This is a genomic window from Saccharopolyspora erythraea (assembly GCF_018141105.1).
GTDB lineage: Bacteria > Actinomycetota > Actinomycetes > Mycobacteriales > Pseudonocardiaceae > Saccharopolyspora_D > Saccharopolyspora_D erythraea_A.
In genome coordinates, this window is record NZ_CP054839.1 from 5,869,026 (window position 1) to 5,881,818 (window position 12,793).

Here is a 12,793-nt window from a genome sequence, read left to right on the forward strand (position 1 = left end):
GGGCCCGCGCGCATCCGGGCGCGGCTGTTTCGCCACGCGCCCCGGCGGGCGGTCGATACGATGATCGTCATGGGGGGACCGCGCCGCGCCGGGCTGGCGAGTGCACACCGGGCTTCCAGGTATCCCGCTTGCCGCAGTCGGACCCTCCGGCAGAGCAACGATGTGGTGCGCGTCGCCGCCGGTGCCGGCGGCAGCGTCGACGTCGTCCGGACCGCCGGCGCACGAACCGAGAATTTGGGGAGTTGTCCTTGAGCAATCCGTTGGTTGCCGAGCGGAAGGACTCGACGAAGTCGTTCACCGGCATCGCGATCGCCGAGTCGGTCGACGACACCAGGAAGGCCATCGAGAGCGGCGACTGGGCGGGAGGGGTGCTGGGCGTCGTCGGCACCTCGCTGGACGCGCTCGGCGCGGCGATGGACCCGTTCGGCGCCGCCCTCGCCGCGGGCGTGGGCTGGCTGATCGAGCACGTGGGCCCGCTGTCGGAGGCGCTGGACGACCTCACCGGCGACCCGGACGAGATCAAGGCGCACTCCGAGACCTGGAAGAACATCTCGACCGAGCTCGAGGACCTCAAGACCGAGCTGGCGGACCTGATCAAGGCGGACACGGCGGCGTGGACCGGTGAGGCCGCCGACGCGTATCGCAAACGCGGTGAGGACACCGGCAACCTGATCGCCGCCGCGGCGAGCGCCGCCTCCGGTGCGTCCGACGGAATGGGCACCGCCGGTGAGGTCGTGGGGACCGTCCGGACTCTGGTGCGCGACATCATCGCCGACCTCATGGGCCACATGATCAGCTGGGCGTTGCAGGTCATCGCGACACTGGGCATCGGGTTGGCGTGGGTGGTGCCGCAGGTCGTCACCGCGGTGGCCAAGACCGCGGCGAAGATCGCCGACATCACCCAGAAGCTCGTGCAGGCGATGCAGAAGCTGACGCCGCTGCTGAAGAAGCTCGGCGACGGCTTCGACGACGCGGCCAAGTCGCTGAAGGACATCAAGGCCGACGGCGGCAAGTCGGACGCTCCGAAGCCGGAGCCCGGCCCGAAGGACAAGAGCAACCTCGACCCGCCGCCGAAGGACAAGGGCGATCCCGACCCGCCGCCGAACGACAAGGGCAGCCCTCCGCCCGCCCAGACGAACTCGACGAGCGCCGACCCGGGACCCACGCCGGGCGGCGACAGGGGCAACCCGGACCCGCCGCCGAAATCCAGCGGCCCGGACAACTCCGGCGGGCCGTCGTCGTCCGGCCCCGCGTCGGCGGGACCGTCGAACTCCAAGAACAACCCGAACACCTCGAACAGCAACAAGCCGGCCAACCCCGTCGACAGCAAGACACCGGCGGACGGCATCTGCACCGGCGGCTCCGAACCGGTGGACATGGCCACGGGTCACATGGTCATGACCGAGGTCGACCTGGAGATCCTCGGTCCGCTGAGCCTGGTGGTCGAGCGGATGTACGTCTCGTCGTACCGCGCCGGGCGCTGGTTCGGCTCCTCGTGGACCTCGACGCTGGACCAGCGGCTGGAGGTCGACGACGAGAACGTCTGCTACTTCTCCCCCGACGGGATGATCCTGGTCTACCCGCTGCCGTCGGCCGGCTCCCCGGTGCTGCCCGTCGAAGGCCCGCGGTGGCCGTTGCGCATCCGGGAGGACGGCGGCTACAGCCTGGACGCCCCGGACCGGAAGCAGACCATGCAATTCGCGCCGCTGGTCACCAGCGGCAGGCACATGCCGCTGATGGCGGTCCAGGCCGACGACGGCCGGCGGATCGACATCGAGCACCACCGGTTCGGCCCGCCCAAGGTGATCCGGCATTCCGACGGGTACCGGGTGGAGATCGACAGCGCCCGGGAGCGCGTCACCGGGATCCGGGTCGTCGATCCGCAGCAGGGTGCCGACGTGCCGGTCATGCAGTACGGCTACGACGACCAAGGCCGGCTGGCCGCGGTCATCAACTCCTCCGGCAAGGCTCTGCGGTTCCAGTACGACAGCGCAGGCCGGCTGACCGAGTGGCAGGACCGCAACGGCTTCTGGTTCCGCTACGTCTACGACGAGCACGGCCGGGTCGTGCGCACGGTGGGCGACAAGGGCTATTTCGACTCCGAGTTCTCCTACTCCAACGACGGCCGGCGCTCGATCACGCGGTACACCGACTCGCTCGGCGGCGTGAAGGAGTTCGAGTTCAACGCCGCGAAGCAGCTCGTGCGGGAGGTCGACGCGCTCGGCAACACGACGCTGTCGAGCTGGGACCGCTACGACAGGCTGCTGTCGCGCACGGACCCGCTGGGACGGACCACGCACTACGAGTACGACCCGGCCGGCCACCCGTGGCGGATCACCCGCCCGGACGGCAGCGTGGTCGAGCTGGACCTGGACACCGACGGCACCGTTGCCTCGATCACGGCGACCGACGGCGAGAACACCTGGTCCCGGGTCTACGACGACGAGAAGCCGGACCCGTTCGGCGGAAAGGTCGGCGCAGCACCGGATCTGGACGTCGACGACCTCCGCTCCGACCGAGGCACCGGCACCTCCGAACCGCGAAGCGCCCAGCCCGACCGGCCGCTGCTGGACCTGTTCGGGCGGCCCCGGGAGACGGCGGCGCCGGACGGCTCGCGGATCCAGCTCGGCTGGACCGTGGACGGTCACCGGTCCTGGCGGGTCGACTCGCTGGGCGCCCGCGAGCAGTGGCGCTACGACCCGGAAGGCAACCAGATCGCGCGCATCGACCCGATGGGCGGTGTGACCGCCGCCGAGTACGGCCCGTTCGAGACGGAGCTGGCCGGCGTCGACGAGAACGGGGCGCGCACCGAGCGCACCTTCGACACCGAGCGGCGGCTGACCTCGGTGACCAACCCGCAGGGCCAGACCTGGCGCTACGTCCACGACCTGGCGGGCCGGGTGGTCGAGGAAGCCGACTTCGACGGCCGGGTGCTTGGCTACGTCTACGACGCCGCCGGGCAGCTGGTGCGCTCGGTCAACGGTGCCGGCGAGGCGACCGACTACGTCTTCGACCTGCTCGGCAACCTCGTCGAATGGCGCACCCCGTCGTCGGTCACCACCTACACCTACTCTCCGGTCGGGCACCTGGTCAGGGCGACCAACGATGACGCCGTCCTGGAGCTCGAGCTGGACGAGCACGGCCGGATCACCGCCGAGACGGTCAACCAGCGAACCGTCGCGTTCGACTACGACGACACGAACAAGGTGGTCCGCAGGCGCACCCCGTCCGGGGTGGACAGTGCCTGGGCTTGCGACGGGACGAGCAGGCCGATCGCGCTGTCGATGGGCGGGCATACGCTGCGCTACACCACAGGCGAGGCCGGTCGGGTAGCACGGACCCAGATCGACGATGCGGCGACCGCCCAGGAGAACTACGACAGCGAGCACCGGCTCGTGTCCCAGACCGTGACCGGGCACTCGGGTCAGTCCGTGCTGGCGCGGTCGTTCCGCTACCGGCCCGACGGCGAACTGATCGGTACCGACGACCGGCTGTCGGGAAGCATCCGCTACCAGATCGACCGGACCGGCCGCGTCGTCGAGGTCATCTCCCCGGACCGGCGCGAGAACTACCAGTACGACGGGCTCGGCAACATCCTCAACGCCGGTGGCGTCCCGGACGCCGCGGCCGGACCGCGCCGCTACGCGGGCAACCGGCTGGTCGCGGCGGGCGCGGTGCAGTTCGAGTACGACGCGCAGGGCCGGCTCGTGCAGCGCATCGAGGCGGGCCGCAACTGGCGCTACGCCTGGGATTCCTACGACCAGCTCGTCGCGGTGACGACGCCGGAGGGCGTCCTGTGGCGGTATCGCTACGACCCGATCGGTCGCCGGATCGCCAAGCAGCGGATCGCCGCCGACGGCGCCGTTGCCGAGCAGGTCGATTTCGTCTGGGACGGCGGAACGCTGATCGAGCAGGTGCACACCGACGCGCAGGGCCGGCGCGCGGTGACGACCTGGGAGCACCGCCCGGACGACGACACCCCGGTCGCGCAGCACGAGATCGGCGTGGACGGCAGCCGGCGGTTCTTCGCGATCGTGACCGACCCGGTCGGGACGCCGACCGATCTCATCGCCCCGAACGGCATGCTCGCGTGGCACGGCCGCACCAGCCTGTGGGGCAAGGAGCTGCCCGTGCAGCCGAACGGGGTGACGACGCCGCTGCGGTTCCCCGGCCAGTACGCCGACGCGGAAACCGGGCTGAACTACAACGTCCACCGGTACTACGACCCCGCTACCGGTCGCTACCTCAGCCAGGACCCGTTGGGCCTCGCCCCGGCACCGAACCCGGTCGCCTACGTCGACAACCCCCACAGCGCCGCCGACCCGCTGGGCTTGGCGAAGGGCGGGACGAAGCGCAAGCACGACGGTTCGGGCAACCAGCCTCCGACGACGGGCAACGGGAACAAGAAGACCAAGACGGCAGGCGATCCGTGGGACCGCAAGCCGTTCAGCCACGACACGGAGAAGAAGACCCAGGCTGACAAGAAGTCGACGCCGCCAGGGACCGGGTACAACAGCGCGAAGAACGACCAGCGGCACATCATCTCGTTCCAGACGATGCGCGACAACCTCAGGTCCTGGGTCGACCACCACTATCCGCCGGGGCACCCGCAGCGAGACGAGATGACCAAGAAGTACACCGAGAAGCTCGAGGGGATGAACAGCAAGTTCGAGAACCTGCCCCTCGGGAACGGCCCGGTGAACACGTCCATCGGCAGCGTCGTGGACAAGTGGCCGGTCGTCGAGAAGAGGATCGACGGCGAGTTCATCCCGAGCAAGAAGGACACGCCGGAGCCGCCGAAGGCCCCGAGTGCCGCGTTCGAGCAGTCAGCCGGGTATGCCAAGGACCTCCGGCAGGAGATCCCCAACGAGATCATGAAGGCGGCCGACGACATCAAGGATCCGGTCCAGCGGAAGGCTTTCCTGGACGACGTGAGGGATTCCGCCGACTTCGACTGGCCGGGCGGAGACAAGAAGGGGGAGGAGTACGACAAGTGGATGGGAGTGCGCCACGAGATCAACCACATGGGCAGGAACCCGGGTGATACTCCGCCCGGGAAGGTCGACGAGCTGATCGACAAGTACCACGAGCTCGACCGCCCGAGCGGACGCCACGACACGATCGAGGAGTTCCGCGACCGCCCAGGCAAACCGGACGGCAACCCCAAGTGGCCCGCCGGGCCGGACGCCACGAAGTGGCCCGGCCAGCAGGACTGGAAGTGGCCCGGCGAGGACGGGTGGAAACCGGGCAAGTGACCTGTCGCGGGCTGCTGCCCGGAGGCTCTCGCGGTCTCTGGGCGGCAGCCCGCGACGTTCGGCCGCCCGCGCAGCTACGAAGTGCTGCTCGGCATCCCACGGAGTGCCGCCGCCACGCGCGGTGACAAGCAGCTCGCCGCGGCCCCGGCAATCAGCGCGGCGGCACCGTCAGACGAGTGAGACGATCACGACCAGCGCCAGCTCCGCTGCCGCCAGTGCGCCGGCGGCGATCCCGAGCCGTCGCGCCAGAACCGCTTCGCGGACCATGGTCGATGCCGCGGCCAGGGCCACGGCCAGTGGGATCAGCAGGGCGCAAAGCATCTGCAGGACTGCGATTCCCGACGTCATTTCCTGATCTCCACGCGCGACCTCCCGCTCAGCGGCTCATTCTGGAAAGCGCACGTCATCGAGCAGCACCACCACTTGGTGGATACTGCCCTGCGGCACGTTCGCCCAGCGAGCCCTTTCACGGGGTGTTCATCAACTCATCAGGTGACATGCGCACGTACCGGAACCCGCCAGAGCAGGAAGAGCCGGTGCGTTTCATGCGGTTGTTCCCTCGCGCACGATGGCGTGTCACTCGCGGGTCACGCTCGGATGCGACGTTGAGACGTGTTCGCCGACAAGTCGACGCCGCCGCTGCGGTGGAGCTCGACCACACCCTCACAGCGGTTCTCCCCCGCACTCGGTCAGGTCATGCCGGGTGCCGCGGTGGCCGTTGTCGTGCTGGAGTCGGCGAGCGGCTTCCTGCCCAGCGCCCCGTTGGTCAGCGTTCTCACGCCGCTGCGCCTGATCATCCTGCTCGGCCTGCTGGGATTGGTCTTCGACGGGGCCGGAATCAGCGCGTTCCACACCCGGATGGACGTCTTCATCGGCGTGGTCGTGCTGTCGGCTCTGCTCGCCACGGCCGTCGGGGGCGGCACCAGCGCGCCGCTGCGCGGGCTTCTGACCCAGGTGACGGTGTACTACCTGGTCGTCGGGCTGCGACGACGACATCCCGAGTCCTGGCATGCGCTGTCGGTGCTCGCGCTGGCGTCGGTGTCGATGGCCGGAGCGGTGGCGTTGAGCCAGGCGACGAACGGGACGCCGACCGGCTTCTGCCGCAGCGGTCTACTCGGTGACGCCGACTGCGGGCCCGACGCGCTGGTCCGCTCCATCGGCACCTTCGCCAACCCGAACACGCTCGCCGCGTTCCTGGTGATGCTCACCCCGATCGCCGCGCTCGCGGCGACGCTGCTGTCGGAGCGCACGGCCCGGCTCAGCGTCCTGATCCTGGCAGGAGTCGGCTACGGCGCGGTCCTGACCACGTTCTCGCGGGCCGGCTACATCGCCGCCGCCGCGGGCATCCTGGTGCTCGCCGCAGCACGCCGCCTGATGCCCCGCTTCAGCCGTTCCGGAATCCGCCTGGCCACCGCCGCCGGTGTGGGCGGACTGGCCTGCGTCGGACTGGTGATCGCGATCAGCTCGCGAGCCGGCACCGCGCTCGGGGTCCGCGGGCAGGCGTGGGAAGCGGCCATCGAGGTCGCGGGCACTCATCCCCTCGGCGTCGGCCTGCAACGCGCCGGTGCGGTCATCGACGCCCGCGCGCCGGGCGACGTCGAGTTCTCCCACGTGCACAACCTCTGGCTGAACTGGCTGGTCGAGGCGGGCGTGCTCGGCATGCTCGGGATCACCGCGGTGACCGTCGTCGGAGTCGTCTCGGCTGCCCGTCTCGCCAGGGACGGCTCGGCCACCGGGGCCGCCTGCCTCTCCGGCCTGACCGCGTTCATGCTGATGAGCCTGCTGGACCACCCGGCCAACCTGGAACGCATCGCGATGATGTTCTGGCTCCTGCTGGCCTTGACGATGGCCGAGACCCCGGCCCGCTGGCGCCCCCCGGCCGCAGCGGCGCCGCCTTCGACGCCCCGGCGTCCCGCGTACCACCCGAGGCCGCCTGGGCGGTTGGCGCCCGGGCGACCCAGGAAGCATCCCCGCAGCGGGTCAGGACCGGCTCAACACCCAGTACCGAGAAAACCGCCCCTGGCCCGGTTCTCGGACTTCCCGGAGGACGGCAGGACTCCGTCTCCGGGCGCTGAGCTGATGGCGTTCATGCGCCCATGACCTGCAACCCGCCCCACAACGCCAGCACGGCGAGCACCAGCGTGACCGGAACGGTCAGCAGGCCGAGCCGGGTGAACTCGCCGAGATCGGCCCGCGCGTCGTGTTCGTGCAGTACTCGACGCCACAGCAAGGTCGCCAACGATCCGGCGTAGGTGAGGTTCGGACCGATGTTCACCCCGAGCAGGACCGCGAGGACGGCGCCCGCTCCCCCGGACGCTGCCAGCGGCACCAGCACGAGAACGGCGGGCAGGTTGTTGATCAGGTTCGCCAGCACGGCCGCCACGGCTGCCAGCCCCAGCAGCGCGAGCAGCCCCGAACCATCCGGGACCACCTGCCCGACAGCGGCGGCCAACCCGTTGTCCACCACGGCCCGCACCACGACGCCCAGCGCGATCACGAACGCCGCGAACGGCAGGTTGGCCGAGCCCACGATCTCGGCGAAGGACGTGCGCCGCTGGGCCAGGGCACGAACCGCCAGCACGAGAGCACCCGCGCACGCCACCCACGCCGGGTCGATCCCCACGAACGAACCGAGGCCGAAACCGGCGAGAGTCAGCGCCAGCACGCACAGGACGAACAGCGGCACCCCGCGCTTCGAGACCTCCGTGGTTCCCTCACCGGGCGCGGCCAGGTCCGCGGCGAAAAAGCGGCGGAAGACGAAGTACTCGGCGGCGACCACGACCAACCACGGCATCGTCATCAACGCCGTGAAGCGCATGAACGAGACCCCGGCGGCGGAAAAGGCCAGCAGGTTGGTCAGATTCGACACCGGCAGCAGCAGCGAGGCCGAGTTCGCCAGATGAGCGCACGCGTAGACGTGCGGCTTCGCCCGGGCACCGACCACGGCGGCGGTCGCGAGCACCACCGGGGTCAACAGCACGACCGTCGCGTCCAAGCTCAGCACCGCCGTCGTCACGGCGGCGATGGCGAAAACCTGCACGAGCATGCGGCGCGGCCGGCCCCGGCAGGTGCGCGCCATCAGCGCTCCCGCGGCCTCGAAGAGGCCCTCGCGATCGCACAACCGGGCAAGGACGAGCACGGCCACCAGGAAACCGACGACCGGTGCCATCCGCTCGGCCTCGGCGACGGCGACCGGGAACGGCACAGCCCCGACCGCCACCACCAGAACCGCCGCCGGCACCGCGACAGCCGCCTCCGGCCACCCGCGCGGACGGACCACCGCGAACGCGAGCACCACCAGCAGCAAGACGACCGACAACGCCTCCGCCGAACCGGAACTCAGAGCGGACCTCCCTCAGAGCCGCAAGACGAGTTCGATGACGGGCGCTCGCAGCCAGCGTCCACAGTGTCCTGTTCGGGCGGCGAGGCGCGCGGTCAGAGGTTGCGCTTGAAAAGCTCCAGCAGCTCGGTCCAGTGGCGTTCCGCCGCTTCGGCGTCGTAGGCGGCGGTGTCGGCCTGGGTGTAGCCGTGCGGTGCTCCCGGGTAGACCTCGCAGCGGTGGCGGACACCGGCCCGGGTGAGCGCCTCCTCGAGGCGGTCGATCTGCTCCGGCGGCAGCGCGTGGTCCTGGTCGGCGTGGCCGAAGTAGAGCTCGGCGGTGACGCGATCGGCGACCAGGTGCGGGCTGTCGGGAGCCTCGGTGGCCAGGTTCCCGCCGTGGAACCCGGCCGCGGCGGCGACCCGCTCCGGGTAGGTGCCGGCGGTGCGCAGCGCCAGCACGGCGCCCAAGCAGTAGCCGGTGATGCCGACCGGCCCATCGGTGGTCAGCGGGCTTTCGGCCAGCCAGCGCAGGTAGGCGCCGGCGTCGCGCATCGCCGACTCGGGCGTCAGGTCCCGCATGATCGGCATGATCTGCTCGAAGAGATCCGGCCGGGCACCGGGGTCGATGAACTCGGGCAGTTCGACCACCGGGGCCCGCCCGTGGCGGTAGAAGACGTTGGGGGCCAGGACGGTGTAGCCCGCCTCGGCGAGGCGGTCGGCCATCTTCGCCAGGTGCGGGCGCACCCCGAAGGCGTCCATGTAGAGCAGGACCGCGGGGTGGGGCCGCCCGTCGTCCGGGTGCGTCAGGTAGGCGTCCGCCGTGCCGTCCGGGGTCGGGACGTCCACGGAGCTTCCGCGCACAGTGGTCATCGGCGATCTCCATCCGCTCCGGGGGCCGCCCTCACCCTACTCACGCGGACAGCCCGCAACAGAGCGGCCAGGCGTGGTGAATCTCCCACCCGGCCGATCACCGGTCCCCCGTCGAACCTGTCGACCCGGGCCGCAACGGGCCGCTCATCCGCAACGGAAAGCTTCAGCCCTGGGCTCCGCAGCCGTTCACCGGATCCTCCGCGTACCGGTCAGATCTCCAGCCGCGCCTCCTCGAGGTCGAAGTCGCGGATGATGCGGATCATCACCTCGTTGGAGATCTCCCCGCGGTCGCGCAGCCGCACCACCGTCGTCCGCTGCGCCTGGAGCACCACGCGGACCATCTGCTGGTAGGCCAGCGACCGGTCCTCGTAGTCGTGGGCGGGGTCCTGGTCCGTGCGGGCCCCGAGCCTGCGGCCCCGGTACTCGTAGAAGCGGCGCATCCGCTCGACGCTGTCATCGCGCGTCCACTCCTCGGCGGCGAGCTCGTCGAGCTGGGCGAGGGCGGTCTCGGTCGCCGCCAGCCGGGCCCGCAGTTCCTGGCGTTCCTCGGCGCCTTCGTCGGTGACCCGCAGCAACCGGATGAGACCGGGCAGCGAGAGGCCCTGCACCACGAGCGTGGCGAAGATGACCGCGAAGACCAGGAAGATGATCAGGTCCCGCGCCGCGAAGGGGACCCCGGGCGCGGCGGCGAGCGGCAGCGCCAGGGCCGCGGCGAGCGAGACGCTGCCGCGCATGCCGCTCCACGCCAGGACCAGCCGGTACCGCGACCCGACGCGGCGCTCCCGCTGGCCGGGCCGCCGGTCGAGGATGCGGATGAGGTACGGGACGGTGAAGAACCAGACCAGCCGGACCACCACCACCGTCCCGGCCACCGCGAGCGCGTACAGGGCGAGATCGGCGGCGGTGTAGCGGGCGAGCCCTTCCAGCGCGCTGCGGAGCTGGAGTCCCACGAGCACGAACAGCACCGCGTTGATGAGGAAGTTGAGGATGTCCCACACCAGCAGGCCCTGCAGCCGGGTGCGGGCGGGCAGGGTGGTGACGCCGCGAACGCCCATGTAGAGGCCGGTGGTCACCGCCGCGAGCACTCCCGACGCGCCCAGCGCGTTCGCGGGGATGAACGCGGCGTACCCGCTCAGCAGCGAGATCGTGAGGCTCACCTGGGCGTCGGTGGTGTGGCGGCGGATCAGCGCCACCAGCCAGCCGACCACCAGTCCGATGGCGACACCGCCGGCCGCGCCTGCCACGAAGGCCAGTCCCGCTTTCCCGAAGGACATGGTCTCTCCGACGATCGCCGCCACGGCCACCCGGTAGGCCACCAGGGCGGTCGCGTCGTTGAACAGGCCTTCGCCCTCCACGGCGCTGACGAGCCGTCGCGGCACGCCCAGCCGCCGCATGACGAGCCCGGCCGCGAGCGGATCGGTGGGCGAGACGATCGTTCCGAGCGCGAACGCGGCGGGCCAGGACAGCCCCGGCACGAGGGCGTGCGCCAGCACGGCCACCGCGCCCGCCGTGGCCAGCACCAGGCCCACCGAGCTCAGCGTCAGCCCCCGCAGGTTCTCCCGCAGGTCGTGGTAGTTCGCCGACAGCGCGGCCCAGTACAGCAGCGGCGGCAGGAAGACCACCAGCACGATCTCCGGATCGAGGTGGACGTGCGGCAGCCCCGGCAGGAACCCGATCACCGCTCCCCCGACCACGAGGACGATCGGGTACGGGATCGGCAGCAGCCGCGCCAAGGCCGCCAGCACCGCCACCGACACCAGCAGCCCGCAGATGAGAACTTCCGCCCCGCTCATGTGGACTCCCCTGGGGCAACGGTGACCGAGCCGTCCTGGCGCCGCAAACCAGGGCCGCCGTGACGACCGCCCCCGCATGCGCCGCATTCAGCCGAAGGCAGCTACCGAGCGTGGCCGTGGGAGGACCGCCGTGCTCACCGTCCGTGCTCCTCGCCGTCCTGGCAGCGCAGAAGGTGACCGCGCCGTTGGCATCGACGCGGTCACCTCCGGTCCCCGAGGGCTGCTCCTGCCAGCACGCCTCGTAGACCAGGTCGACAACTCACGCCATCGACACCGCGACGCCGCCGGGAGTCCTCATCGGACGGAGCAGGTGTTCGGTGCCGGCGCACCGGCGAACCGGTCCGCGACCCACCGCGACCGGTCGGCGGCCGACTGCCGCATCACGGTTTCGTGGTCGCCGGGGTAGTCGTGGTAGTCGACGGGCGTGCCCTGACCGCACTGCTCCGCCGCTACCTCCGCCACAGTGGACGCGGCGACGTCGGTGTCCGCTGCGCCGGAAGCGACGAAGATCGGCCCCGCGAGGGGCGCGTTCGCATAGCGATTGCGCTCGATGAACTCGCGGACAACGGCGTCCTGCGACCAGTCGGGGCGCAGCAGTTCTCGTGGTGTGCCCGTGCCGCTGAGGGCGCGCCCATAGGTCCAGCAGCCCTCGTGGAGGTACCGCTCGTAGTTGCTCATCCCCTTGTCGCTGATCACGTTCCACGGCTGGAACCCCGGGTACTGCGCGGCGATCGAGCTGGCGACGTAGGCGAGGTACTGGCCCTGGCCCTCGTTGTCCGCGACCTCGCGCTGGAGCCGGTCGTACGGCGTCACCGGGGCGATCGCCACCGAACCGAGGAACGTGCCGGTGGGTTCGGCGGCTTCCTGCCGGGCAACGCCCCACACGGCCTGGCCGCCCTGGGAGTGCCCGACCGCGACCCAGCGCTCGCTCAGCCCGGCCACCGCCTGGCGTGCCGCGGCGACGGAGTAGCGCACGTCGTTGGCGTTGGCTGTCACGGTGATGTACTCGTGCCTGCTGCCCGCACCCAGCCCCGAGTAGTCGGCGGCGACCACGGCGTACCCTTGTTCGAGCCAGTGCGCGATCTCGTCGGGGTAGTACAGGTCCTTCATCAGGCTCGGTGCGCACTGCCGCGCCACACCGCTCGTCCCGTGCGCCCAAGCGACGACCGGCCACCCGCCGGGCGGCGGAGGGCCCGCCGGGGTGAGCACCGCCGCCGAGGCCGCCACCGGCGTGCCCTGCGCCGAGCGGGAGTTGTAGACGACGAGGTTTCCCGCGGCGCCCTCGGGCAACTGCCACCCGGTGGCCCGCTCCGAACCCAGCACCGAGCCCGGTACCGCCGCGCCGGGCGGGGTGTCGTAGAGCGCGCTGCGCGGCAGCGCGTTGGCCGCTTCCGCGGCCCGCGCACCGGCGATCTCGTCGTCCTGCTCAGCGGGCGGGCGCCCGCCGCAGGCGGCCAGCACGAGCACGAGAGCGAGCAGAACCGATGTCCGCCTACCCAGTTTTCCCATTGTTCCGAACTCCTGGTCCAGGTCATGGTCACGTCCGCCGAAAGT

The 12,793-nt window shown here is 70.9% G+C and carries 7 protein-coding genes; 2 read left to right on the forward strand and 5 right to left on the reverse strand.

Annotated features, from left to right (window positions below; translation table 11 throughout):
• The first annotated feature begins 248 nt into the window (after positions 1 to 248).
• Positions 249 to 5,255 (forward strand): DUF6531 domain-containing protein, encoded by a 5,007-nt coding sequence (locus tag HUO13_RS26240; RefSeq protein WP_211897703.1) that lies wholly within the window; start codon positions 249 to 251, stop codon positions 5,253 to 5,255.
• 168 nt (positions 5,256 to 5,423) lie between these two features.
• Here the strand turns inward: HUO13_RS26240 and HUO13_RS26245 are convergent, their stop codons facing one another.
• Positions 5,424 to 5,603, reverse strand: coding sequence for a hypothetical protein (locus HUO13_RS26245; RefSeq protein ID WP_211897704.1), 180 nt, complete (start codon positions 5,601 to 5,603; stop codon positions 5,424 to 5,426).
• A gap of 264 nt (positions 5,604 to 5,867) precedes the next feature.
• Here HUO13_RS26245 and HUO13_RS26250 point away from each other — a divergent pair, with 264 nt between their 5' ends.
• Positions 5,868 to 7,355 (forward strand): O-antigen ligase family protein, encoded by a 1,488-nt coding sequence (locus tag HUO13_RS26250; protein ID WP_249124061.1) that lies wholly within the window; start codon positions 5,868 to 5,870, stop codon positions 7,353 to 7,355.
• Here the strand turns inward: HUO13_RS26250 and HUO13_RS26255 are convergent.
• The 4 genes from HUO13_RS26255 to HUO13_RS26270 all read right to left on the reverse strand — a co-directional run bounded on the left by HUO13_RS26255 (position 7,342) and on the right by HUO13_RS26270 (position 12,748).
• Positions 7,342 to 8,574, reverse strand: a complete 1,233-nt coding sequence (locus HUO13_RS26255) for an SLC13 family permease (protein ID WP_211897705.1) — start codon at positions 8,572 to 8,574, stop codon at positions 7,342 to 7,344. The two genes, HUO13_RS26250 and HUO13_RS26255, sit on opposite strands and share 14 nt — an antisense overlap.
• A 116-nt stretch (positions 8,575 to 8,690) precedes the next feature.
• Entirely contained in the window at positions 8,691 to 9,446 is a 756-nt protein-coding gene (locus tag HUO13_RS26260) for a dienelactone hydrolase family protein (RefSeq protein ID WP_211897706.1), read from the reverse strand.
• A gap of 209 nt (positions 9,447 to 9,655) precedes the next feature.
• The gene (locus tag HUO13_RS26265) at positions 9,656 to 11,239 is read right to left on the reverse strand and encodes a Na+/H+ antiporter (protein WP_211897707.1); all 1,584 of its coding nucleotides are present in this window, start codon (positions 11,237 to 11,239) and stop codon (positions 9,656 to 9,658) included.
• A gap of 294 nt (positions 11,240 to 11,533) precedes the next feature.
• Positions 11,534 to 12,748, reverse strand: coding sequence for a lipase family protein (locus HUO13_RS26270; protein WP_211897708.1), 1,215 nt, complete (start codon positions 12,746 to 12,748; stop codon positions 11,534 to 11,536).
• Positions 12,749 to 12,793 lie beyond the last annotated feature (45 nt).

Coding starts and splice junctions, on each gene's coding strand:
- HUO13_RS26245 (WP_211897704.1), bottom strand. CDS start 5,603: ATGACGTCGGGAATCGCAGTCCTGCAGATGCTTTGCGCCCTGCTGATC.
- HUO13_RS26260 (WP_211897706.1), bottom strand. CDS start 9,446: ATGACCACTGTGCGCGGAAGCTCCGTGGACGTCCCGACCCCGGACGGC.
- HUO13_RS26265 (WP_211897707.1), bottom strand. CDS start 11,239: ATGAGCGGGGCGGAAGTTCTCATCTGCGGGCTGCTGGTGTCGGTGGCG.
- HUO13_RS26270 (WP_211897708.1), bottom strand. CDS start 12,748: ATGGGAAAACTGGGTAGGCGGACATCGGTTCTGCTCGCTCTCGTGCTC.